At 61.8% G+C, this 24,033-nt stretch carries 24 protein-coding genes; 11 read left to right on the top strand and 13 right to left on the bottom strand.

Features of this window, described 5'->3' with window-relative positions; translation table 11 throughout:
• Positions 1 to 61 precede the first annotated feature (61 nt).
• From AC1Z3V_RS17635 to AC1Z3V_RS17620, 4 genes are read left to right on the top strand one after another with little or no spacing between them, the layout of a single operon-like run.
• On the top strand, positions 62 to 1,144 hold the full coding sequence (locus tag AC1Z3V_RS17635) for a microcin C ABC transporter permease YejB (protein WP_173515089.1): 1,083 nt from the start codon (positions 62 to 64) through the stop codon (positions 1,142 to 1,144).
• A complete protein-coding gene (locus AC1Z3V_RS17630) occupies positions 1,144 to 2,289 on the top strand; it encodes an ABC transporter permease (RefSeq protein WP_483500709.1) in 1,146 nt (381 codons plus the stop codon). The genes AC1Z3V_RS17635 and AC1Z3V_RS17630 overlap by 1 nt, the downstream gene beginning before the upstream one ends.
• 8 nt (positions 2,290 to 2,297) lie before the next feature.
• Positions 2,298 to 3,926 carry an ABC transporter ATP-binding protein gene (locus AC1Z3V_RS17625; RefSeq protein WP_483500707.1) on the top strand — a complete coding sequence of 543 codons (1,629 nt, stop codon included), beginning with the start codon at positions 2,298 to 2,300 and terminating at the stop codon, positions 3,924 to 3,926.
• 10 nt (positions 3,927 to 3,936) lie between these two features.
• A complete protein-coding gene (locus tag AC1Z3V_RS17620; protein WP_483500705.1) occupies positions 3,937 to 4,896 on the top strand; it encodes a 2-hydroxyacid dehydrogenase in 960 nt (319 codons plus the stop codon).
• A gap of 152 nt (positions 4,897 to 5,048) precedes the next feature.
• Here the strand turns inward: AC1Z3V_RS17620 and AC1Z3V_RS17615 are convergent, their stop codons facing one another.
• From AC1Z3V_RS17615 to AC1Z3V_RS17605, 3 genes are all read right to left on the bottom strand, one after another.
• Complete coding sequence (locus AC1Z3V_RS17615) at positions 5,049 to 5,903, bottom strand: C40 family peptidase (protein WP_483500703.1); 855 nt, start codon at positions 5,901 to 5,903, stop codon at positions 5,049 to 5,051.
• Positions 5,904 to 5,909: 6 nt separating this feature from the next.
• Positions 5,910 to 6,260 (bottom strand): MarR family transcriptional regulator, encoded by a 351-nt coding sequence (locus AC1Z3V_RS17610; protein ID WP_173515084.1) that lies wholly within the window; start codon positions 6,258 to 6,260, stop codon positions 5,910 to 5,912.
• 88 nt (positions 6,261 to 6,348) lie between these two features.
• A complete protein-coding gene (locus tag AC1Z3V_RS17605) occupies positions 6,349 to 7,740 on the bottom strand; it encodes a leucyl aminopeptidase family protein (protein ID WP_483500701.1) in 1,392 nt (463 codons plus the stop codon).
• A gap of 131 nt (positions 7,741 to 7,871) precedes the next feature.
• Here AC1Z3V_RS17605 and AC1Z3V_RS17600 point away from each other — a divergent pair, with 131 nt between their 5' ends.
• Entirely contained in the window at positions 7,872 to 8,696 is an 825-nt protein-coding gene (locus AC1Z3V_RS17600; RefSeq protein ID WP_483500699.1) for a tetratricopeptide repeat protein, read from the top strand.
• A 109-nt stretch (positions 8,697 to 8,805) separates the two neighbouring features.
• On the opposite strand, the gene AC1Z3V_RS17595 is transcribed toward AC1Z3V_RS17600, so the two are convergent.
• The 10 genes from AC1Z3V_RS17595 to AC1Z3V_RS17550 all read right to left on the bottom strand — a co-directional run bounded on the left by AC1Z3V_RS17595 (position 8,806) and on the right by AC1Z3V_RS17550 (position 18,848).
• Positions 8,806 to 9,738: a ribose-phosphate pyrophosphokinase gene (locus tag AC1Z3V_RS17595; protein WP_483500698.1), complete on the bottom strand. Its 933-nt coding sequence runs from the start codon at positions 9,736 to 9,738 to the stop codon at positions 8,806 to 8,808.
• 203 nt (positions 9,739 to 9,941) lie between these two features.
• On the bottom strand, positions 9,942 to 10,925 hold the full coding sequence (locus tag AC1Z3V_RS17590) for a type II secretion system F family protein (protein ID WP_429810583.1): 984 nt from the start codon (positions 10,923 to 10,925) through the stop codon (positions 9,942 to 9,944).
• Between the two features lie 9 nt (positions 10,926 to 10,934).
• Positions 10,935 to 11,945: a type II secretion system F family protein gene (locus tag AC1Z3V_RS17585; protein ID WP_429810581.1), complete on the bottom strand. Its 1,011-nt coding sequence runs from the start codon at positions 11,943 to 11,945 to the stop codon at positions 10,935 to 10,937.
• Positions 11,946 to 11,953: 8 nt separating this feature from the next.
• On the bottom strand, positions 11,954 to 13,423 hold the full coding sequence (locus AC1Z3V_RS17580; RefSeq protein ID WP_483500696.1) for a TadA family conjugal transfer-associated ATPase: 1,470 nt from the start codon (positions 13,421 to 13,423) through the stop codon (positions 11,954 to 11,956).
• Positions 13,424 to 13,444: 21 nt separating this feature from the next.
• The gene (locus tag AC1Z3V_RS17575; RefSeq protein ID WP_483500694.1) at positions 13,445 to 14,734 is read right to left on the bottom strand and encodes a CpaE/TadZ family protein; all 1,290 of its coding nucleotides are present in this window, start codon (positions 14,732 to 14,734) and stop codon (positions 13,445 to 13,447) included.
• A gap of 18 nt (positions 14,735 to 14,752) precedes the next feature.
• A complete protein-coding gene (locus AC1Z3V_RS17570; RefSeq protein ID WP_483500693.1) occupies positions 14,753 to 15,448 on the bottom strand; it encodes a CpaD family pilus assembly protein in 696 nt (231 codons plus the stop codon).
• Positions 15,449 to 15,504: 56 nt separating this feature from the next.
• Positions 15,505 to 17,040 carry a type II and III secretion system protein family protein gene (locus tag AC1Z3V_RS17565; protein WP_483500691.1) on the bottom strand — a complete coding sequence of 512 codons (1,536 nt, stop codon included), beginning with the start codon at positions 17,038 to 17,040 and terminating at the stop codon, positions 15,505 to 15,507.
• Between the two features lie 22 nt (positions 17,041 to 17,062).
• Complete coding sequence (gene cpaB / locus AC1Z3V_RS17560; RefSeq protein ID WP_483500689.1) at positions 17,063 to 17,872, bottom strand: Flp pilus assembly protein CpaB; 810 nt, start codon at positions 17,870 to 17,872, stop codon at positions 17,063 to 17,065.
• A 123-nt stretch (positions 17,873 to 17,995) separates the two neighbouring features.
• Complete coding sequence (locus tag AC1Z3V_RS17555; RefSeq protein ID WP_483500687.1) at positions 17,996 to 18,508, bottom strand: A24 family peptidase; 513 nt, start codon at positions 18,506 to 18,508, stop codon at positions 17,996 to 17,998.
• 157 nt (positions 18,509 to 18,665) lie between these two features.
• On the bottom strand, positions 18,666 to 18,848 hold the full coding sequence (locus AC1Z3V_RS17550; RefSeq protein ID WP_065371977.1) for a Flp family type IVb pilin: 183 nt from the start codon (positions 18,846 to 18,848) through the stop codon (positions 18,666 to 18,668).
• Positions 18,849 to 19,105: 257 nt separating this feature from the next.
• Here AC1Z3V_RS17550 and AC1Z3V_RS17545 point away from each other — a divergent pair, with 257 nt between their 5' ends.
• The 6 genes from AC1Z3V_RS17545 (at position 19,106) to upp (ending at position 24,029) form a co-directional block, all read left to right on the top strand.
• Positions 19,106 to 19,519, top strand: a complete 414-nt coding sequence (locus AC1Z3V_RS17545) for a pilus assembly protein N-terminal domain-containing protein (RefSeq protein WP_483500685.1) — start codon at positions 19,106 to 19,108, stop codon at positions 19,517 to 19,519.
• A gap of 115 nt (positions 19,520 to 19,634) precedes the next feature.
• Positions 19,635 to 20,258 carry a TadE/TadG family type IV pilus assembly protein gene (locus tag AC1Z3V_RS17540; protein WP_483500683.1) on the top strand — a complete coding sequence of 208 codons (624 nt, stop codon included), beginning with the start codon at positions 19,635 to 19,637 and terminating at the stop codon, positions 20,256 to 20,258.
• 8 nt (positions 20,259 to 20,266) lie between these two features.
• Positions 20,267 to 20,857 (top strand): TadE/TadG family type IV pilus assembly protein, encoded by a 591-nt coding sequence (locus AC1Z3V_RS17535; protein WP_429810565.1) that lies wholly within the window; start codon positions 20,267 to 20,269, stop codon positions 20,855 to 20,857.
• 141 nt (positions 20,858 to 20,998) lie between these two features.
• Positions 20,999 to 22,219: a phosphopentomutase gene (locus AC1Z3V_RS17530; RefSeq protein ID WP_483500681.1), complete on the top strand. Its 1,221-nt coding sequence runs from the start codon at positions 20,999 to 21,001 to the stop codon at positions 22,217 to 22,219.
• Positions 22,216 to 23,184: an adenosine deaminase gene (locus AC1Z3V_RS17525; protein WP_483500680.1), complete on the top strand. Its 969-nt coding sequence runs from the start codon at positions 22,216 to 22,218 to the stop codon at positions 23,182 to 23,184. The genes AC1Z3V_RS17530 and AC1Z3V_RS17525 overlap by 4 nt, the downstream gene beginning before the upstream one ends.
• A gap of 215 nt (positions 23,185 to 23,399) precedes the next feature.
• Positions 23,400 to 24,029 carry a uracil phosphoribosyltransferase gene (upp, locus tag AC1Z3V_RS17520; RefSeq protein WP_483500678.1) on the top strand — a complete coding sequence of 210 codons (630 nt, stop codon included), beginning with the start codon at positions 23,400 to 23,402 and terminating at the stop codon, positions 24,027 to 24,029.
• The last annotated feature ends 4 nt before the right edge of the window (positions 24,030 to 24,033 follow it).

The raw sequence follows: 24,033 nt of genomic DNA, 5'->3' as shown, positions 1-24,033 counted from the left end.
GGCATGCCGACGCTTCGCGGGTCCGGGCCACCGCCCACACGTCGATCGAAAGGCTGGCCTGATGGGTGCCTATATCCTGCGCCGCCTGCTCCTGATGATCCCGACGCTGTTCGGGATCATGGCGATCTCCTTCATCGTCGTTCAGTTCGCACCGGGCGGCCCGGTCGAGCAGGTGATCTCTGAACTTACCAATGCCAGCGGCTCGGATCGACTGAGCGGCAATGGCGGCGACCTGCTGCAGCGCGGCGGCGAGGAAAGCGGCCGCTATCGCGGCGCCCAGGGTCTTGATCCGGAATTCATCGCCAAACTTGAAAAGCAGTTCGGCTTCGACAAGCCGCCGCTCGAACGCTTCGTCACGATGATGTGGAACTATATCCGCTTCGATTTCGGCGAGAGCTTCTTCCGCAACACCTCGGTCATCGATCTCATCAAGGAGAAGATGCCGGTCTCGATCTCGCTCGGTCTCTGGATTCTCCTGTTTTCCTACGCGATCTCCATTCCGCTCGGCATCAAGAAGGCGGTCACCGACGGCTCCACCTTCGATGTCTGGACCTCCGGCGTCATCATCATCGGCTATGCCGTGCCGAGCTTCCTGTTCGGCATCCTGCTGATCGTCGTGTTCGCCGGCGGGTCGTTCTTCGACTGGTTCCCGCTGCGCGGCATCGTCTCGGACAATTTCTGGCAATTGCCCTGGTGGCAGAAGCCGCTCGACTATATCTGGCACATGACGCTGCCACTGATCACGCTGCTGCTTTCGGCGTTCGCGACCACGACGCTGCTCACCAAGAATTCCTTCATCGACGAGATCAAGAAGCAGTATGTGACGACGGCGCGCGCCAAGGGGCTCAACGATCGCCAGGTGCTCTACGGCCACGTGTTCCGCAACGCCATGCTGATCATCATCGCCGGCTTTCCCGGTGCCTTCATCTCGGCCTTTTTCACCGGCTCGCTGCTGATCGAATACATCTTCTCGCTCGATGGTCTCGGCCGTCTCGGCTATGATTCGGTCGTCAAGCGTGACTATCCGATCGTCTTCGCGACGCTCTTCATCTTCTCGCTGATGGGCCTGCTCGTCAGCCTGCTCTCGGACCTCATCTACACCTGGGTCGATCCGCGCATCGACTTCGAGCGGAGGGATGTCTGATGGCAAGCGTGACGACCTCTCCGACTGCCCCCGCGGCCGTGCCGCCGCGCGGCTGGCTATCCCCGGTCAACCAGCGGCGTTGGCAGAATTTCAAGGCGAACCGGCGCGGCTACTGGTCGCTCTGGATCTTTCTCTTGCTCTTCGGGCTCAGCCTCTGCGCCGAGCTCATCGCCAACGACAGGCCGATCGTTGCCTCCTACAAGGGCGAACTGCTGTTTCCGGTGGTCATCAACTACCCTGAAGAAAAATTCGGCGGCTTCCTGGCGGAAACCGACTACCGCTCCGATTTCATTCGCGACGAGATCGAGGCCAACGGCTGGATGATCTGGCCACCGATCCGCTATTCCTACCAGACGGTCAATTCCAACATCCCGCATTCGGCACCGACAGCGCCCTTCTGGCTGATGAGCAAGGAGGAGCGCTGCTCCGCCTATCCGGAAGGTGTGAACGACCGCAACTGCGTCGTCGGCAATCTCAACTGGCTCGGCACCGACGACCAGGCGCGCGACGTCATGGCGCGGATGATCTATGGCTTCCGCATCTCGGTGCTCTTCGGCCTGACGCTGACCATCGCTTCGGCGGTGATCGGCGTCACGGCGGGCGCCGTCCAGGGTTATTTCGGTGGCTGGACGGATCTCCTGATGCAACGCTTCATCGAGATCTGGTCCTCGATGCCGGTGCTCTACATCCTGCTGATCATCGCCGCGATCCTGCCACCCGGCTTCTTCATTCTGCTCGGCATCATGCTCTTGTTTTCCTGGGTCGGCTTCGTCGGCGTCGTCCGCGCCGAGTTCCTCCGGGCACGCAACTTCGAATATGTGAACGCAGCCCGCGCCCTCGGCGTCGGCAACGGCACGATCATGTATCGCCACCTGCTGCCGAACGCGATGGTCGCAACGCTGACCTTCCTGCCCTTCATTCTCTCCGGATCGATCACGACGCTGACCTCGCTGGACTTTCTCGGCTTCGGCATGCCGCCGGGCTCGCCTTCGCTCGGCGAGATGATCGCCCAGGGCAAATCCAACCTGCAGGCGCCCTGGTTGGGACTGACAGCCTTCTGCGTCATGTCGGTGATGCTGTCGTTGCTGATCTTCGTCGGCGAAGCAACGCGCGACGCCTTCGACCCGAGAAAGACATTCCGGTGAGCGCGACGATGACCGATCCCCTTCTTTCCGTCCGCGACCTCTCGGTCGCCTTCCATCAGGGCGGCAACACATCGCTTGCCGTCGACCACATTTCCTTCGACATCCAGCGCGGCGAAACCGTTGCGCTCGTCGGCGAATCCGGTTCCGGCAAGTCGGTCTCGGCCAATTCGATCCTGAAGCTGCTGCCCTACCCTTCCGCCAGCCATCCGAGCGGCGAGATCCTCTTCAACGGCAAGGACCTCCTGAAGGCCAATGACGCGGAACTGCGCAACGTGCGCGGCAACGACATCACCATGATCTTCCAGGAACCGATGACCTCGCTCAATCCGCTGCATTCGATCGAGCGGCAGATCGGCGAGATTCTCGAACTGCACCAGGGGCTCGAGGGGGCCGCTGCGCGCACCCGCATTCTCGAGCTCCTGAACCAGGTCGGCATCCGCGAGCCGGAGAAACGCCTCAGCGCCTATCCGCATGAGCTCTCCGGCGGCCAGCGCCAGCGCGTCATGATCGCCATGGCGCTCGCCAACCGGCCGGAACTGCTGATCGCCGACGAACCGACGACGGCGCTCGACGTGACGGTACAGGCGCAGATCCTCGAGCTTCTGAAGAAGCTCAAGGACGAGCACGGCATGTCGATGCTGTTCATCACCCACGACCTCGGCATCGTGCGCAAGATCGCCGACCGGGTCTGCGTGATGACCAAGGGCAAGATTGTCGAGACCGGGCCGACCGCCGAGATCTTCGCCAACCCGCAACACGCCTATACCCGCCATCTGCTGGCGTCCGAACCGAAGGGAAGCCCGCCACCCTCGGATGCGTCGAAGCCGATCGTGATGGAAGCCTCCGACATGAAGGTCTGGTTCCCGATCAAGGCCGGCTTCCTGCGTAAGGTGGTCGACCATGTGAAGGCGGTCGACGGTATCGACCTCAGGCTGCGCGCCGGTCAGACACTGGGCGTCGTCGGGGAATCCGGCTCCGGCAAGACGACCCTCGGGCTCGCCTTGACGCGGCTGATCTCGTCCAAGGGACGCATTGCATTCGTCGGCAAGGACATCGACCGTTACAGCTTCAACGAGATGCGGCCGCTGCGAAACCGGATGCAGATCGTCTTCCAGGACCCCTATGGCTCGCTCAGCCCGCGCATGTCGGTGGCCGATATCATTGCCGAGGGCCTGAAGATCCACGAGCGGTCCCTCTCCGAAAACGAGCGCGATGCGCGCGTCGCTGCCGCACTCGAAGAGGTCGGGCTCGATCCTTCGACCCGCTGGCGCTACCCGCACGAATTTTCCGGCGGACAACGCCAGCGCATCGCCATCGCCCGTGCCATGGTGCTCAAGCCGCAATTCGTCATGCTCGACGAACCGACCTCGGCGCTCGACATGAGCGTGCAGGCGCAGGTGGTCGATCTTCTGCGCGACCTGCAGAGCAAACACGACCTCGCCTATCTGTTCATCAGCCACGACCTGAAAGTCGTGCGGGCACTTGCGAACGAGATGATCGTGATGCGCATGGGCAAGGTGGTGGAACAGGGGCCGGCCGAACGCATCTTCAAGGCGCCGACCGAGGACTATACCAAGGCGCTGATGGCGGCCGCGTTCAACATCGAAGCCGTCAATCTCACCGCGATCCGTCAGTAGAGTGCCCGCAATGTCTGCAAAGAGCCCCGTCATCGTCGATCTGAAGTTCATTCCGGAAGAGGTGGAGGAGGCCCTTCGCGGCGCCTTTCCCGATCGCGAGGTGATCAATCGCGCCGATGTCGTGCATCACAATCGCGACCTCTCGGGTATCGACTATGCGGTGGTGTGGAAATCGGCACCGGATCTCTTCGAACGGGCGCCAGACCTCAAGGTGGTCTTCTCCGGTGGCGCCGGCGTCGATCACGTGCTGACGCTTCCCGGGCTTCCCGAGGTGCCGCTCGTGCGCTTCGTCGATCAGACACTGACGACGCGCATGAGCGAATGGGTGGTCATGCAGTGCCTCATGCATCTGCGTCAGCACCGCATCTACGAGGCGCTGGCGGCGAAGCGCGAATGGCGCGATCTGACCCAGCCGGAAGCCGCCGACGTTACAGTCGGCATCATGGGCATGGGCGTCCTCGGCCAGGACGCCGCCCGCAAGCTCTCCCTCATGGGCTTCAAGGTGGTGGGGTGGTCGCGAACCAAGAGGTCTGTCCCGGGCATCGAGACCTTTGGCGGCAGCGAGCTCGACACCTTCCTGGCGCGCACGGACTTCCTCGTCGGCCTGCTGCCGCTGACCCCGGACACGCGGGGTATCTTCAATCTGCGCCTGTTTGCCAAACTCAGCCGCAACGGCCCGTTCGGTGCGCCTGTCTTCATCAATGCCGGCCGCGGCGGCAGTCAGGTCGAAGCGGATATCCTTGAGGCACTCGACAGTGGCGTGCTCGGCGGCGCCTCGCTCGATGTCTTCGAAGAGGAACCGCTTGTCCGCGACAGCCGCTTCTGGACCATGCCGAACGTCTACGTGACGCCGCATGTGGCGGCATCCTCCGACGTCAAGGCGCTGTTCCGCCATGTCGAGCATCAGATCGCCCGCTTCGAAAGCGGGCAGCCGCTCGAACATGTGGTCGACAAGGTAGCCGGCTATTGATTGAGCGCAGGCGCGGTGTGCAGCTTACAGCGCCGCGCGTGCTTTCGGACACACAACCGTCGCTATAGCACTTTGCATGGGTGTTTTGTCCCTGGATCGGCGACGACGAAGCAAGCAGCAGCCTCCTCGCTCACCTCCCGCATAACGGGCGATCAGGGACGGCGATAGCCCGTCGGCTGGTCATAGAGCCAACCAATACGTTCGATCGAGGCTTCCAACCCCTCGCGCGCAACGGTCATGGTGTGGCCGTTGGCATGAATCAGGGTTTGGTCGTCCTCCATCAGCGCGACGTGCCCTTTCCAGAAGACGAGGTCGCCGCGCTTGAGCTCCTCGCGCGCAATCGGCGTTCCCAGGCCCGCTGCCTGCATGTCCGAATCGCGCGGCGCGAGCCTGCCGACCATCATCATCGACAGTTGCACGAGGCCGGAGCAATCGATGCCGAAGCCTGAGCGACCGCCCCAGAGATACGGCGTTTCGACGAAACGGGCAGCGACCGAGACATAGTCTCCCGGCACGACACTGCCGACCTCGATGCAGTGATTGGCGATGACCGCCTGACCGCCATCGAGCAGGAAGTAGCGCGTCCCCCGGGTTTCACGCTCATCGACAACCGTCAACCGGCTACCCATCGACAGCGGATAAACGGTCGGAAGGCGCAGATCATGGCCGGTATAGACGAAGGTGCGCGGCACTGAGACGATATGTGTCGGGCTTTTGATCACCGGCGCGAGGCAATACTCCGGCAGGTAGCCGACATAGCCGTCGAGATCGGCCTTCACCCAGCACCAGCTCGCGTTGGTGTCGAGCACCCGAACCGATTCGCCTAGCAGCAGCTCTGTGTCGGTGCCGCAGGTGAGTTCGGGCGTCGCCCGCAGGGGCGCCACCGGAACCGAGACGCGGGCAACGCTTCCCTCGACGTAGCGTTCGGCTTGCACGACACCGCGAAGACGGCTCTCTGCGAGGTCGGGTCGATAGGCATTCAAGCGGCGATCGGGGAGTGTCGACATATCTACTCACTTGGGCTGTTTGCGGCCCTGATCAATGATCAGGTCACCGAATTTTTCAAGATAGATGGCACCCTCGACTGTCCTTTTGATGACGACGTTGCGGCGATCACGGTCATCGCGGACGCGATCGACGAGACCAAGCGCCCCCATCGTATCGAGCGCCCGGGTGATAACCGGCTTGGTGACGCCCAGCGTCGCCGCCAGACCGCGCACGGTGTGCGGCGGCGGCACGAGGTAGATGTGCAAGAGGATCGCCAACTGCCGCAAGGTCAGATCGCGGCTGTCGACCCGGACCTGGGCGAGCGACACCGCATGCCAAAGCCCGAGGGCCTGGGAAGGCGTAAGCTCGATCGGCAATGGCGGCTCCTGCGCATGGGACTGACCCGCCACGATAGCGGCGGATCGTTACGCAAGCGTTTCTTTTTACAGACCGAATAGGGCCAGCCTATTTCGCCATCTTCCGGATGTGATGATAGAGCGCCCGGATGGCCTGTGCCTCGCCGCCGATCGGCGAATGCGGCCGCTCGGACTGCGCCCATCCGAAAATGTCGAAATGCACCCAGCTCTTGGTGTTGGTGACGAAACGCCTGAGGAAGAGCGCCGCGGTGATCGAACCGGCCATGCCGCCCGCCGGCGCATTGGTCAGATCTGCGATCCGCGCCGAGACGTCCTTGTCGTAGCCGTTGTAGAGCGGCATGCGCCACATCGGATCGTCGACCTCGAGGCTCGCTTCGGAGAGATCGTGGGCGAGATCGGTATCGTCGGTGAAGAAGGGCGGCAGGTCCGGGCCGAGCGCGACGCGGGCGGCGCCGGTCAGCGTTGCCATGTCGACGAGCAGGTCGGTTTTTTCCTCGTCGGCATAGGCGAGCGCATCGGCCAGGATCAGCCGGCCCTCGGCATCGGTGTTGTCGATCTGCACCGTCAGCCCCTTGCGGCTGCGGTAGATGTCACCCGGGCGGAAGGCATTGGCGGAGATCGAGTTTTCGACCACCGGAACGATGACGCGCAGATCGACCTTGAGCTTGGCGTCCATGATCATCAGCGCGAGGCCAAGAACGTTGGCGGCACCGCCCATGTCCTTCTTCATCAGGAGCATGGAGGCCGATGGCTTGATGTCGAGGCCGCCGGTATCGAAGCAGACGCCCTTGCCGACCAGCGTAACCTTCTTGTGACCCTTCTTGCCCCAGCGCAACTCGAGAAGGCGCGGCGCCTCGGCGCTGGCGCGACCGACGGTATGGACCAGCGGGAAGTTCTGCGTCAGCAGCGCTTCGCCTGATATGACGGAAACATCAGCCTTGTAATGGGCGGCCAGCGCCCGGAATGCCGCCTCGAGCGCTTCCGGTCCCATGTCGTTGGTCGGCGTGTTGATGAGGTCGCGCGCCAGGAATACGCCGGCAAGCTGCCGCTTGATGTCGGTCGCGTCGGCGTCGGCGGGGATGAGCAGCGTCGGCGGCTCGCCCTTGGCGGATTTGTAGCGCTCAAAGCGATAGGAGCCGAGGCCGTAGCCGAGCGCCAGGCGGTTGGCGGTCAGCGGCGCGGTTTCGATGTGCCACTTGCCGGCCGGTAGCGCACGCGCGAGCTTACCGGCCAGAAACGGCGCCTCCGACGGGTTGCTGCCGAGACCGAAGAGCGCGCCGCCGAGATGGCCGTCGGACGACGGGATCAACAGCACCGCGCCGGATTCGGCGGTAAAGCCAGCCTTGCGCGCCCAGTCCAAAGCGATCGGATCGATCGTCCCCGTCTCGATGTGCGCCGGCGTGACCGCGAAGATCGGCAGGGTCTTGCCGGCGTTGGTGTTGAACGGCGACGGCCGCTCGACGAACTGATAGGGAGCCATGAAAGTCCTCGGCTGACAGAGATGGAATCGCGCCATTAACGCTCTGTTAGGGTTAACAGATTATTGCTGGAGTGAAAGTTGCGCCGATGTTGTCTGCAGTTCAGGTGCGCGAATGCATGCTGGGGACACTCATGGCCAAACGCACGACTTCACGCTTGAAAGCCGCTCATCTTTTCCAGGGCGCGGCGATTGCGCTGGTGGCGCTCACGCTCGCGGGCTGCGCCAACCAGCCGAAGAAGGAACTGACCACAGGCTCGATTTCGCGCACGTCGAAGCCGGTGCAGTCGATGACGGCGACGGAGCTTTCGGCGGCGGCCGAAAGCATCGGCCAGGCCTATGAAAAGAACCCGAGGGATCGCGAAGCCGGGCTCAACTACGCCAACCTTCTGCGCATGACCGGCCGCAACGAGCAGGCTCTCGCCGTCATGCAGCAGGTCGCGATCAACAATCCATCGGACCGGGAAGTCCTCGGCGCCTATGGCAAGGCGCAGGCCGCGGCCGGCCAGCTCGACCAGGCGCTGGCGACGATCAGCCGGGCCCAAACCCCAGACCGTCCGGACTGGAAACTGAAATCGGCCGAGGGCGCGATCCTCGACCAGCTCGGACGCCCGCAGGAGGCGCGCGCGCGCTATCGCGAAGCGCTCGACCTCAAGCCGAATGAGCCGTCCGTTCTCTCCAACCTTGGCATGTCCTATCTCCTGACCAAGGATCTTCGCACCGCAGAAACCTATCTCAAGTCGGCGGCGGGCCAGCCCGGTTCCGATAGCAGCGTGCGGCAGAACCTGGCGCTGGCGGTCGGGCTTCAGGGCCGTTTTCAAGAGGCCGAGACCATCGCCCGGCAAGAGCTTTCCAGCGAACAGGCGGAAGCGAACGTCGCCTATCTGCGCTCGATGCTCTCCCAGCAGGGAGCGTGGAAACAGCTCGCCAAGGTCGACGAGGCGAAGGCCACCAACTAGCAGCGTGCCGCCGGTCCGCACCGACGACATGGATGGGATCATCGGCTTTGTGCCCTCATCTTCGCCGACACCAGCCGTCATAGCAGTTGGTATCGCGCCGTGAGTCGAACTAGCTGAAAAGGCTTGAAACGCTTTGATCTCTGGCCGTGCGGGCCAAGGCTTCGCCTATCAGCGGCGCGATGATGAGGCGTCTGATGTTGGCGGTCTGGCGTTGAGCTTCGGTTTCCTGAATGGAGTCGGTCACGACCAGTTCCTTGAGGAGGCTGGCACCAATGCGTTCGCAAGCGCCCCCGGAAAGAACGCCATGGGTAATATAGGCCGAAACGTCCTTAGCACCAGCTTTCAGCAAAGCTTCAGCCGCGTTAATCAACGTCCCGCCGCTATCGACGATATCGTCGATCAGAAGACAGCTTTTCCCGGACACATCGCCGATGATGTTCATCACTTCCGACACGCCTGCGCGGGGTCGCCGTTTGTCGACGATTGCAAGATCGGTGCCAATGCGCTTGGCAATGGCGCGAGCGCGCGCCACGCCACCGACATCGGGCGAAATGACCATTAAATTCGTGATGTCGTAGCGCTCCTCGATGTCGCGGGTCATCGCGGGCGCTGAATAGAGATTATCAGTCGGAATGTCGAAAAAGCCCTGAATCTGATCTGTGTGGAGATCGACCGTTATGACACGATGGACACCTGCACCAGCGATCATGTTGGCCACCAGTTTCGCCGAGATCGGTGTGCGGCCGGTGGCGCGGCGATCCTGGCGGGCATAGCCGAAGTAAGGGATTACGGCGGTGATCCGGCGTGCTGATGAGCGGCGCAGCGTATCGGTCAGGATAAGCAACTCCATGAGATTGCCGTCGGCCGGGGCGCTTGTCGACTGGAGAATGTATACGTCCTCGCCGCGTACATTCTCATGAAGTTGAACGTGGATTTCCTGGTCGGCGAAGCGCTTGACCGTACAGTCTGCCAGGGGAAGATCTAGGTGGTTGGCAATGGCTTCGGCAAGGGCGCGGTTGGAGTTACCGGTCACCAGCTTCATGAGCGCGATCCTGTTTCAAGGAGCCTTTGGGAGCAGCCGTTCGAGTTTGCCGTACCTTTAGAGAGTGGCGCGTGAAATCACAACTAAGCGCTTCGCATTATTTGCGAGATGATCGCCTGGGTTGATGCGCCCCGGGCCGGAGCGCCGCGCTTTTGTTCCTCATCTTTCCGCCTCCTGCGATCCTCGCCTGAAAGCGGGCCGTTTTAGAACTTGTCGGCGACCTGGATGCCGGCAGGTCCGAGGATGACGGCGACCAGCACCGGCAAGAAAAAGAGGATCATCGGTACCGTCAGCTTCGGCGGCAACGCCGCCGCTTTCTTTTCGGCCGCCGTCATGCGTTGGTCGCGGCTTTCCTGCGCAAGAACGCGCAGGGCCTGGGCGATCGGCGTACCGTAACGGTCCGCCTGGATGAGGGCCTGGACCACCGACTTGACCTCCTCGAGGCCGGTGCGAAGGCCGAGGTTTTCGAGCGCCGCACGACGGTCAGGCAGGAAGGAAAGTTCCGCGGTCGTGAGCACCATTTCTTCTGCCAAAGGCTGCGACTGGGCCGCGATCTCGTCTGCGACACGACGCATGGCCAGTTCCATCGACACGCCCGATTCCACGCAGATCAGGAGAAGGTCCAGCGCGTCCGGCCAGGCGCGACGAATGGACGCCTGGCGTTTGGAGACGGCGTTGGCGACGACAATGTTCGGTGCGTAGAAGCCCAGATAGGCGAAACCGATCGCGAAGAAGAGACGCACCATCAGCGGCTTCTCGACGAAATTTCCGAGCACGAAAATGTAGACGAGGGCGATGAGCAGGAACAGGAAAGGCAGGCAGAAGCGCGCGAACAGAAAAGTATTGAGGGCATTCTGCGAGCGGAAGCCGGCCATTTTCAAACGGTTGACCGTGTTGTCATCCACGAGCGCCGTGCGCAGATTGAGTCTTTCGACGATCTGGCGAATGGAGGCGTTGTTCTGGCCACGCAGGCTCGCCCTGCCGCTCTGTGCTTCGGCAAGCCGCGCCCGTTCGCGTGCGCGGATTTGCTCCCGCTCGCTCGCAACCGACTTCATCCGCTTTCCGAGATCGCCCCGTTCGAAGAACGGCACGATCAGCGAGTAAAAAGTCGCGAGCACGGCAAGTGAAACCAGAACCGCCATGACGACGTTCGGATCGGTCAGCGTCTTGATCAGGTCCATGCTCATCGATGCGCCTCAGATATCGAAATTGATCATGTTGCGCATCACCAAGATGCCGATGCTCATCCAGACGAGGCCAGCGCCGATGATGAGGTGGCCGCGCGGGTCGGTGAACAGCACCATCATGTATGCGGGCGAGGTCACGTAGACCAGGAATGAGACGATGAATGGTAGGGCACCGATGATGCAGGCCGACGCCTTGGCCTCCATCGACAGCGCGCCGACCTTCGCCTTCATCTTCCTGCGGTCGCGCAGGACCCTCGACAGGTTGCCGAGGGCTTCGGAAAGGTTGCCGCCCGCCTGCGCCTGGATGGCGATGACGATCGCGAAGAAGTTCACCTCGGGAAGCGGAATGCTGTTGATCATGCGGGCACAGGCCTCGGCAACGCTCAGGCCGACCTGCTGGGATTCGACCACACGGCGGAACTCTGTCTTGACCGGCTCCTGCCCATCGGCGGCGATGAGGCGGAGCGCGTCATTGAGCGGAAGGCCGGATTTGATCGAGCGGACCATGATCTCGAGCGCGTTGGGAAACTCCTCCAGGAACTTCTTGCAGCGTCGCTTGACGAGGAAGCCGACAAACCAGCGAGGCAGGCCAAGGCCGGCGATCAAGGCGATCCCGAGGCCGATGGCGGGTCCGGTCCCCATGATCAGGGCGACGAGAAAGGCGAAGACGCCGAAAAGCGCGCTGAACAGATAGAAGCGTCCCAAGGACATCGAGAGGTTCGCCTGGGTCAGTCGCACCTTCATCGAAGGCGAAGACTTGGCCGAGCGCTCCTGCTGTTTCTTCTCCAGCTCCTTCAGCGAATCCTGGACGGATTTGCGCCGCTTCGACAGTTCGCTGACACGGTCTCGCGCCGCCTTGACCTTCGCGCGATCCGTTTCCGCCGCGCTGACCTTGCGCACACGGCTTTCCGCCTTCTTTTCGCTTTCGATACGCGAGAACAGCAGGCCATAGGCAAGCGCCGCCGCCGATATCGCGACAAGAGCAGCCAGTGCCAGAACGGTGATGTCTATGCCGAACATCGCGGCTCCTAGTTCTTGTCCATCGCGTCAAGGGTGGCGGCGAGGCGCTTGTCCTCGTTGAAGTAGCGGGCGCGGTCCCAGAAATGCGGCCGGCCGATGCCTGTCGACGTGTGGCGGCCAATGATGCGTCCGTTGGCATCCTCACCTTCGATCTCGTAGCGCATCAGGTCCTGCGTGATGATCACGTCGCCTTCCATGCCCACCACTTCGGTTATGTGGGTAATGCGGCGGGAGCCGTCGCGCAAACGCGACGCCTGGATGATCACGTCCACCGATCCGGCAATGATCTCACGTACGGTCTTGGCCGGCAGACTGTAACCACCCAGGGCGATCATCGATTCCATACGGCTCAAGCATTCACGTGGCGTGTTGGCGTGGATCGTTCCCATCGAGCCGTCATGGCCGGTATTCATCGCCTGAAGCAGATCGAAGACCTCGGGACCACGCACTTCGCCGACGATGATGCGTTCCGGCCGCATGCGCAGGCAGTTCTTGATGAGATCGCGCATGGTGATCTCGCCTTCGCCTTCGATGTTCGGCGGGCGTGTTTCCAGGCGCACGACATGCGGCTGTTGCAGTTGCAGTTCCGCCGTATCCTCGCAGGTGATCACCCGTTCGTCGGCGTCGATGTAGCGCGTGAGGCAGTTGAGGAGCGTCGTCTTGCCCGAGCCCGTACCGCCAGAGATGACAATGTTGCAGCGGACGCGACCGATGATCTGCAGCAGGGTGGCGCCTTCCGGTGTCACCGACCCGAAGCGGACGAGCTGTTCCAGCGTCAGCTTGTCCTTCTTGAACTTTCGGATCGTCAGCGCCGTACCGTCGATCGCAAGCGGCGGGGCGATGACGTTGACGCGCGATCCGTCCGGCAGGCGGGCGTCGCAGATGGGGCTCGATTCATCGACGCGGCGGCCGACCTGGCCGACGATACGCTGGCAGATCGACAGGAGCTGGGCATTGTCGCGGAAGCGGATTTCCGATTCCTGTACCTTGCCGCCGACCTCGATGAAGGTCTGCCCCGCACCGTTGACCATGATGTCGGCTATGTCGTCGCGGGCAAGCAACGGTTCGAGCGGACCATATCCCAGCACGTCGTTGCAGATATCGTCGAGCAGCTCTTCCTGCTCGGAGATCGACATCGCGAAGTTCTTGATCGTGATGATGTCGTTGACGATGTCGCGAATTTCCTCGCGCGCACTTTCGGTATCCAACTTGGCGAGCTGCGACAGATCGATTGTGTCGATCAGCGCCGAAAATACCTGCGACTTCGTATCGTAATAATCTTCCGTTCGCGCGGTGCGACGACGGGTCGGCGACGCGGCGGCAGGCTGGATCTTCGGGATCGCGGAAGTCGACTCACCGAGCACCGGGACGGCGGGCCGTTCGGTCGCCGCCGGTTGCGCAACAGCCACGGGCGCAGGAACGGCGGGACCCGGGGTACCGCTTTTGCCGAAGCCTTCGTTTCCGCGTTTGCCAAACATTTGCGTGATCCTACGTCCTGTCTATTTCCTACCGAGCGCGGCAAGCACCTTGCCAAGTCCGCCGCGCCGGGCCTTCTTCATCGTTACCCGGCCGGTCAAGAGATGTGCGAGCTGTGAGAACGTTTCGGCTGCCGGCGCCTTCTTGTCGATTTCCGCGATCATCCTTCCGCTGTTCGAAGCGTTGCCGAAGAGCGCCGCGTCAAAGGGAATGATGGCCACTGCTTCGGTTTCCAGCGATTCGCAGAACTCGCTCGCCGTGATCTCCGGACGCTTCGGCATCCCGACCTGGTTCAGAACCAGGTGGGGCGGCTTGTCGTTTGGACGCAATTTCTTCATGGCATCGAGCAGGTTCTTGGTATTGCGCAGGCTGGCGAGATCGGGGGTCGCCGTAATCACCACTTCGTCGGCTTCCGCGAGCACGGCGCGAGTCCAGTCCGTCCACAGATGCGGAACATCAAGAACCGAAACGGGCGCGCTGCGCTGCAGGATCTCCAGGATCGGGTGGAAGGCACCGGTCTCGAAATCATAGGCGCGGTCGAGCATGGAGGGGGCAGCCAGCAGCGACAGATGATCGGAGCATTTGGTCAGCAACCGATCAAGGAACACCTCGTCCAGGCGCTCCGGCGCAAACACCGCTTCGGCAATGCCCTGCGGCGGATCCTGGTCGAAATCGATATTGGCCGTGCCATAGGGAAGGTCGAGATCGGCGAGAATGGTCTCGGTCGAGAAGAGGCTTGAGATGCCCCAGGCGCAATTGTGCGCGATCACCGACGAGCCGCAGCCGCCCTTTGCACCGATGAAGGCGATGCTCCGGCCGAGTGGCTCGGCATCCGGGTCGACGAAGATCGCTGAAACGGCGGTGAGAATATCCGGCATGGACACCGGTGCGACCATGTATTCGGAAATGCCGTTGCGGATGAGTTCGCGATAGAGCCCGATGTCGTTGTGCTTGCCGACGAGGATCACCTTGGTGCTCGGGTCGCAGACCTCCGCAAGCGGCGCGAGTTCCGCCAAAAGCGACCGCGGTTCGGTCGATGTCTCGAGGATGATGAGATTGGGAGTGGATACGGTCGCGAACATGTTTGCGGCCGCATCGATGCCGCCGCTGTTGATGCGCAAGCTGACCTTCGTCATGCGCCGGTCCTGCCCGCAACGCTCCATCAGCCGCTGCATTGCATTGGTTTCGCAGAAGGCATGGATCGAAATCCGCGGCAGCGGGCGGACCTGTTCCAGATCGCCTGTACGCACCTGGTCGAAGAAGGGATCGTCCCCCTCGCCACCGGTCTCGATCTTATAGTCGATCGTGCTCATTTCCTCATCCCGCCGCTATCAGTTGAAGATGACGACCGGGCCGTCGCTCTTGTCGGTTCCACGCCAGTCCTTGATGATCTGACCGCGCTGTTCCGCATCGATCGGCGACGTCTGGCGCGGACCGAGCAAGTCTGTCGGGTTGGCGATCTGGGCGGCCAGGTTCGATTGCGAGGCGCAACCGAAATTGTAATAGTTCTTGTTTTCCATCGTGTTGAGGTTCAGATCCTCCGGCCAGGTGCCGCAAGGCGCTGTCTGGGCGGTAATCGCGACATAGCTCAAGCGGATCGGTGCCGCGTCGCCATAGGGTCCGGCGTCATAGCTCGTCTCGAGGAGGCGTTTGGCCGGGACGCCCGCGGCAACCAGAACGCTGCGGATCTCCCTGCGCATCGCTTGCGCAGCATGGCTGTTGGCCGCGCCGCGCGGCATCATGATCTGCACGACGCCGCTTGCCGAATAGTGATAGTCGGAAGCAAAACCGGCAATGACATCGCGCGTTCCCTGGGTCAGGCGACGGTCGCCCGATGCAATCGGGATATCGATGGCGCGTTCGCCTTCGGCGAGCACGATCGGATGCCGCGTGCGATAGTCGTCCGGAATCGAGCCGGTGGCGAGATTGTCCTTCGTCCCGCAGCTCGCAAGGAAAATGCCGGCAATGGCCAGCATGGCCACGCGGCCCATGCATCGCATGACGGCGCTGGATGTGCTCAGGGGCATGGCATTCGGCCTTTCAGAAGTCTTGTGGGAACCGGTTCGAAGCGTCATGACCCGACCTATTTGTAGATGAAGCCGACGTTGCCGTGGTAGCGCCCCGCCGGGGCCGCGGCCTCGGGCCGCCCGTAGATGCGGTTCACGCGGCCAAGGAAGTAGCTGTCGAGATCATTGGCCGGATTGAAATTGTCGTCAGGCCGGGAGATCGCGCTCCTGGCGACCGGACGGACCAGATAGGGCGTCGCGATGATGACGAGCTCGGTCTCGTTGCGCACGAAATCCTTGCTGCGGAACAGCGTTCCAAGAATCGGGATCTTCGCTGCCCCCGGCAGGCCCGACATCGCCTGGCGAATATTGTCCTGAACCAGGCCGGCAATCACGATCGAACCGCCGGAAGGCAGTTCGACGCTCGTTGAAGCCTCGCGCCTGCGGATCCCGAGGAAGGTATTGCCGGCAATGCTCGTCTTGCCGTTGCCGGTGACAACAGACCCCTCGTAGGTCGGCTCAGAGACGTTCGTCTCGATCTGAAGGCTGATGCGTCCGGGCCCAAGAACGACAGGCTTGAAGTTCAAACGGATTCCATATTCGACATCGTTGACTTCGCGCGTAACCTTGTCTTCGCCGGTATCCTTGTCAGTCGAGACTTCCTGAGTTCCGGGCAGGCGGAACTCACCGCCAACATAGAACTTTGCTTCTTGGCCGGAAATCGCCGTCAGACTTGGCTCGGCCAGCGTTCGCATCACGCCTGCTTGCTCCATCGCATTGATGTAGCTGGCGATCGTCGTTCCGCCGATGGTCCCCCTGATCAACGCATTGGCGCCGACGCCAATTGCGTCGCCGAGGTTGGACGGGTTGCGGAAACCGATGCCGCTCTCGCCATCGCCGATGCGACCGTTGAAACCGAGCTGTTTCAACACTTGACGGCTGACTTCGGCAACGGTGACCTTGAGGTTGACCTGATCGTCGCCATCGATCGTCAGGAGGTTGACGATCTGGGAAACCTGCCGGTCTTCGGCGAAGATATCGGCATCGCCATTGTTGCCCTGGGCGGTGATGTTGCGCGTGGTCGCCTCACCGCCCTGGAGGAAGGCCTTGGCGAGATCGACGGCACGGGTGGAATCGAGCGGTGTTCGCACCGTGCCGGTCAGCACGATGTTGTCCGAGATGATCTCGACATTGATATCGGCGTCCGGAATGAAGCGACGCAAATTCGACTGCAGGTTGGCGATATCGCGCTCGACTTCGATATCGAGGCTGACGATCTCCTCGCCATTGGGACCGAAGACAAAGATATTGGTCTGGCCAACGGACTTGCCGAAAAGATAAAGACGCCGCGACGTACGGGTCACGGCATCGGCCAGCGAAGGATCTGCCACGAGAATATCGTGCGCGTCGGCGGGGAGGTCGACGACGACGGCCTTGTTCAGGCCGAGGCTGACCTTCTTCTTGACGCCGGGACCACTTTCAACGATCCGTACGACCGAGGAAGCGGCGGCGAGAGCCACCGACGGCGTCGGCAGGTACATGCCGGAAAACGCCAGGCAGAACGATAAACCGGCTGCGACAGACGCCCGAAATTTGTTTCCGCTCGGTTTCACCTTATGCCCCGTTCTAACCTGGTTACTGCTGTGTATGGCCGGCGGCGCCATCGCTCTTGACGATGGATCCGGACTTGATGACCTGGATGCTCGGCTGCCCGTCACCGCTCAACAGGTAGTCTGCGGCGTCGGTGTCGGATTCCTGTGCGTCGGCGACGCTTCGGAGTGCCAATGAAATGCGCTCGGCCATTTGCTGCGCGACCGTCATGACCTTCGATTGGTCGGGCGTCAGCTCCAGGGTAGCCGTGGTACCGACGACGGCTTTCGTGCCGTCGTCCTTCTCCTCGACCTGCTGGTCGATTGCCAGGACACGTACATTGCTGAGCACGGTTTCGGTCAGGTAGAGTTCGCCGTCGCCCTTGCGGACCATGATGACGTCGACACGGTCATTCGGCAGGATGAAGCCGCCGGCACCGGTGGCGACGGTGATTTCCGTCGCGACGGCGCGTTTGCCCGCCGGCAACAGCGACGACATGATGCGGCTGGAGGAGTCTGCGACCTTCTCGTGGCGGACCGGCTCGCCGTTGAAGATCGGTAAGCGGACGACGGCCCCCGTGAGGTCGTCGATTGCCGACGGTTGATTTTCGTCGGTGATCAGACCGTCAACCACACCGTCCTTGGGCCAGGCCATCCACTGGATGGAATCGCCGCCAAGGCGCGATCCGACGGGCAGGCTCTTGCTGGCAACCAGAACGTTGACGGTCGGCGCCCTCTCGATCAAGGGTTCGGCGGCCATCGGCGCAGGTGCGCGCGTCAGTTTCATCGCCAATAGACCAGCCGTCGCGGCCGACAGAACGGCCACCGCCAGTATGATGATGCGAACCGGTTTCATGATCGTTTCCGAGCCCCAAAGAATTGCCAGGGTCAGATTGATCAGGAATTGGTGTAATTATAGTTAACGGACCACTTATAGCTATGGTTAACGAAGCGTAACACGCCCGGTCGCAGGCCCCGCTCATTGCAGATGCGGGAATGCCAACGACATCAGCGGCGACAGAGGATAGGCGACAAATCCGCCGCAGGCGATGGCGACCGCGTAGGGGACCTTCTTCGCGGTCAGCAACAGGCGCGGCACCGGAATGCCGGCCGCCAGGATCCTCGCCTCCTGCGTCCTGAGCAGCAGGACCGCGATGGTCAGCGCCCCGCCGAAGAGGGAAACATAGATGAGGAACGAGACCAGCGATGCGTTAAGGCCAAACCAGGCCGCGCAGGCAGTCAGCAGCTTGGCATCGCCTCCGCCCATGACGTTGAGTGCGAAAAGGACAAAGCAGACGGCAAAGACAATGGCGGCGGCGAGGAGATGAAGTCCTATCTGCTGCAGCTCGAAGCCCGAGACGGCAGCGGTCGCGACGAAGGCACAAAGGAGAATGGCGGACACCCGGTTCGGGATTGTCATCGTCAACAGATCGGAGACGGCTGCAAAAGCCAGACATAGCGGAAACACAAGCAGGATCGCCATATTTTCCATCACACGCCCCTCGCAAAATACAAACTGGTGTCACTCACAAATGTCTAAACCATCTGTTTCGCGCCGCATGCACGGTGAGATGCCCGATCAACGCAAAGAGGGCCACCCATCCGAGCGACCCTCATTATCGTAAGCAATATGGAGCGCTCGCCTGCGCTTACATGTTCGTGACGGCGGTCGACATGCGGGTGCCGAGGCCGTTGAACAGCAGGTCGAGCTGGTTGCCAAGGGTCGTTGCACCAGCGATCAGGGCAACGGAAATGAGAGCGGCGATCAAGCCGTATTCAATGGCGGTCGCGCCGGACTCGTCCTTCATCAGACGGGCAAAAATCTTCTTCATGATGATTCTCCTACTTCACATTTGTTGTTCAGCACTTCCGCCAACTGTTGCCGTTGATCGGATGGCCTCAAACTAGTCCTGGCCCATTGCCATCGGCTTAAGGAAGGCGGTTACCTGAAGGTTAACGAAGCGTCCCTGATTTTTGGGTAAACGAACAGAAAACGACGCAGCATCCGCAAAGCCTCGAAAAGGCGGACTTAACGGTTCATTCACCAAGATGGGTAAGTGTAGGGTGAGCACCATCCCAAGGACCCGCCATGACCCTGCCTTTCGCGACCAGCCGAGCTGCCATCTTAGCATTCGCGATCGCCGCGCTTGCCCCAGCGGTTGCCGTCGCGACCGAAGGCGACATGATGCGCGTCTACATGGATCACGCGCGCGTGCTCAAGCTCGATCGCCCGGTCAGCAAGGTCATCATCGGCAATGCCGAAGTGGCGGACGCCACGGTTGCCGACGCCCGAACCATCGTCATCACCGGCCGCAATTTTGGCACCACCAATCTGGTCATCCTCGACCAGGACGGAAACGCCATTGTCGATGAGCGGATTCTGGTGTCGATCGACGAAGGAAACACCGTGCGCGTCTACAAGCAGACGTCGCGTACCGTGCTCTCCTGTACGCCAAATTGTGAACGACATGCCGAACGTAAAACCACAGGTAGCACCAACTGAATTTTATGGGTTTTGACCTGCGATTCGTTAAAATGCACATGATCCGCAGGAACGAAATATCAACGGTTGCTCCATAATCTGCCGCCCGACTGGCGTAACATGATGGGACGGCACAATGAGCATCGAGCAGGCAATCGAACGTCCGCGCGGGCCTGATTTCAGGCGAAAAGGCATTCTGCGCCGCTTCTTCCGCAACCGCAAAGGCGCGACGAGTATCGAGTTCGCCATCCTCGCCTTGCCCTTCTTTCTCGTGATTTTCGCCTCGCTCGAAACCTTTGCCGCCTTCTACGGTGACCAGCTCCTGGCGAACGCAACGGAGACGATGGCGCGCAAGGTCCGCACCGGCCAGATCACCTTCGAGCGGGGCAAGGTCACGGATATGACGCAGGCGCAGTTCCGCCAGGCCTTCTGCGATGAAATCGCGATCCTGATGAAATGCTCCGCCACCGAAGCAACCCAGCCCTCCCAGTTCTACCTGGACGTCCGGGCGGTTTCAGACCTCACCAAATTTCCCGTGAACATCCCGCGCAAGGCGGGCTCGACAGATATTGATACGGCCGACTTCAAGTTTGCCCCCGGCGGCCCGGGCACCTTCAACGTGGTGCGTGCCTACTACCGATGGAGCGTGATCACCGACCTCGTCAGGCCGTTCGTCACCAACTTGCGGCCCGCCGGCGCGAGCATGCCGAAGGATTATCTCATGGTGGCAACGGCCACGTTCCGAAACGAGAGCGAGTGAGGTTCGCCATGAAGCAGATTGCGGGGCAAACGATCCGGCGCCTCCAGGCGGTTTACGGCATGTTTCACGCGCTGCGGCGGGATAAGCGCGGCGTGGGGGCCGTCGAATTCGCGATTGTCGCGCCGTTGCTGATCATGACCTATCTGGGCGCGTTCGAGCTTTCGGTCGGCTTTACGGTCGCCGGCAAGACTGCACGCGCCGCAAGCGCCGTCGCCGACGTCGTGGCACAACAGTCGGAAGTCAACAAAGCCTTCCTCACCAACGTGTCGAATGTCGCAAAGAGCATTCTCGAGCCCTACGGGAACGCAAACTACACGCTGAAGATCACCGGCATCGAGGTCTCGGGTACCAACGAGGGAACCGTCATTTGGTCGCGCGATCAGGCCGGCGGGGTTCCCTACGCCGCGAATTCGAAAGTCTCCCTGCCCGGCCAATTCACGGCCAACAAGTCGTTTGTCATTCGGACGGAGCTCACCGTTCCGCATGAGTTGATGCTCTACGCTCCGAGCCTTCAGGCCACGTCCAAAACGATAGACCTCTCGAAGACGGCCTACTTCCACTCACGCCTGCCTCAGTCGATAAAATGCACTGATTGCTGATTAGGCACTGATCCGGCGCAATTGCATTGCGTCGTGTGCAGCGTTATCCCTTCGGGATTGCGCGGCGGGCCTTTAGGTATCGTCGCGCCTTTCCAGAAGCTATCGGAGCGCGATGCCAGCGCTTCCGCTGTCAGGTGCATCATGGCGCGTGCGTTTCTTTTCGTTCTCGATTCCTTCGGTATAGGCGGCGCGCCGGATGCCGAAGCCTATGGTGACCTCGGCGCCAACACGCTTGGACATATCGCTGAGTTCTGTGCTACCGGCGCTGCCGACCGGGCGGGTCTGCGCGAAGGCCCGCTCAGCCTGCCGAACATGTCCGCCCTTGGCCTTGTACATGCGGCAAAGCTTGCCAATGGTACCATTCCTCAGGGCATGCCCGTGCCCAACCGCGTCTACGGCGCCTTTGGTGCCGCGAGCGAGGTTTCACGCGGCAAGGACACGCCTTCCGGGCACTGGGAAATCGCCGGCACGCCGGTCATGTTCGACTGGGGCTACTTTTCGGCCGAAGGCGACGCCTTTCCGGCGGAACTCGTCGAAGCCATCTGCCGCGAAGGCAACATTCCCGGCATCCTCGGCAATTGCCATGCGTCCGGCACCGACATCATCGCCCGCCACGGCGAGGAGCATATGCGCAGCGGCAAGCCGATCTGCTACACATCTTCGGACTCGGTCTTCCAGATCGCGGCGCATGAGCAGAGCTTCGGGCTCGACCGTCTGCTCGAGCTTTGCCAGACTGTCCGGCGTCTGCTCGACGACTACAATATCGGCCGGGTGATTGCGCGCCCCTTCGTCGGCACGAGCCCGCAGACCTTTACCCGCACCGGCAACCGACGCGACTATTCGGTGCTGCCGCCGGAGCCCACGGTCCTCGACCGGTTGACGGAAGCCGGACGCACGGTTCACGCGATCGGCAAGATCGGCGACATCTTCGCGCATCAGGGCGTGACCAAGCTGACAAAGGCCGACGGCAACATGGCGCTCTTCGACGCGAGCCTTGCGGCCATCGACGAGGCCGAGGACGGCAGCCTGGTGTTCACCAATTTCGTCGACTTCGACATGCTCTACGGCCATCGCCGCGACGTCGCCGGCTATGCAGCCGCGCTCGAGGCGTTCGATGCGCGCCTGCCGGATCTCGACCGCCGCTTGCAACCGACCGATATCGTCATCCTGACCGCCGATCACGGCTGCGACCCGACCTGGCGCGGCACCGACCACACGCGCGAGCGGGTGCCGGTGCTGATGTTCGGACCGTCGCTGCGCAGCCGCTCGCTCGGCGTTGCCAGCACCTTCGCGCATATCGGCGAGAGCGTCGCCAAACATCTCGGCATCGCGCCGGGCCACCATGGGAGAAGCCTCATTTGACCGCACATCTGAAGAAGGCGGAACTGCATTGCCACATCGAAGGCGCAACACCGCCCGAGCTCGCGCTCGCCCAGGCCGAAAAATACGGCATCGATACCAGCGCGATCATCCGCGACAAGGCCTATGTCTGGGAAGACTTCACCAGCTTCGTGAAGTGCTACGACGCCATCGCCTCGCTGTTTCGGACCGAGGAAGACTATGCGCTGCTTGCCGAAGCCTATCTGACCGAGCTTGCCGAAGCGGGCACGATCTATAGCGAGATCATCGTTTCGCCCGACCACGGCAACACGATCGGCCTCGGCGCCCATGCCTATCTCGAGGGCCTCGCTGCCGGCATGGAAGCCGCCCGGCAGAAGACCGGGATCGAATCGCGCATGCTGATAACAGGCATTCGCCACCTCGGCCCCGAATCGGTCATCAGGACAGCCGAATTCGCGGCCAGGCGCGAACATGCGCTCGTCACCGGCTTCAACCTGGCCGGAGAAGAACGCATGCACAAGGTTGGCGATTTCGCCCGAGCCTTCGATATCGTGCGTGACGCCGGTCTGGGGCTGACGATCCATGCCGGCGAGCTCTCCGGCGCCTTCAGCGTTCGCGACGCACTCGACCACGTGCGCCCATCGCGCATCAGCCACGGTGTCCGGGCTATCGAAGACATGGAGCTCGTGCGGCGCCTTGCCGACGCCGGCGTGGTGCTCGAAGTCTGTCCCGGCTCCAACATCTCGCTGCGGGTCTTCCCGGACTTCGCCTCGCATCCGCTGCGGGCGCTTCACGAAGCCGGCGTGCGCGTGACGCTCAACTCGGACGATCCGCCATTTTTCCATACGTCGCTCGCGCAGGAATACGACATTGCCTCTGCGGTCATGGGCTTTTCCGACGAGGAGATTAACGGCATGACCCGCACGGCAATCGAAGCTGCCTTCGTCGACGAGCCGACACGTCGGCGGCTGCTCGCGCGGATCTAGAAGGGCCGTGCGTTCAGACGAACGCACCAAGCTCGCTCTAGAATTTTGATTATGCCTCCTCAAATCGAGGTCGATTTAAGGAGTCATGCCGTACGGGCGCACAACGGCAGGAATTCGTCGACTGGGGATGACGTTTTCCGGCCGGCCAATACCCTTGCGGCGACGACGCTTTCCATGGAAAAAGGACGGATACAAAAAATCCGGAAAGGTGAGCCATGAACGGCGTTACAGTGATCGATCATCCGCTTGTGCAACACAAGCTGACCATCATGCGCAAGAAGGAGACCTCGACCGCGGGTTTCCGCCGGCTTCTCCGGGAGATTTCAACGCTGCTCTGCTACGAGGTCACGCGCGACCTCGAGTTGACGATGGAGCGCATCGAAACGCCGCTGCAGGTAATGGACTCGCCGGTCCTCGAGGGCAAGAAGCTTGTCTTCGCCTCGATCCTGCGCGCCGGCAACGGGCTCTTGGAAGGCATGCTCGAACTCGTGCCTTCGGCCCGCGTCTCCCACATCGGCGTCTACCGCGACCACGAGACCCTGGAAGCGGTGGAGTATTTCTTCAAGGCGCCGGAAAGCCTGTCCGAACGCCTCATCATCGTTGTCGACCCGATGCTTGCCACCGGCAATTCCTCGATCGCGGCGATCGACAAACTGAAGGAGCGCGGCGCCAAGAACATCCGTTTCCTGTGCCTGCTCGCGGCTCCCGAAGGCATCCGCAATTTCCAGGGAGCGCATCCCGATGTGCCGATCTTTACGGCGTCGATCGACAGCCATTTGAACGAACTCGGCTACATCATGCCGGGTCTCGGCGATGCGGGCGACCGCATGTACGGCACCAAGTGATTTC

This window comes from Ensifer sp. 38_S197 (assembly GCF_056924495.1).
This window is presented reverse-complemented; position numbering and strand designations above follow the sequence as displayed.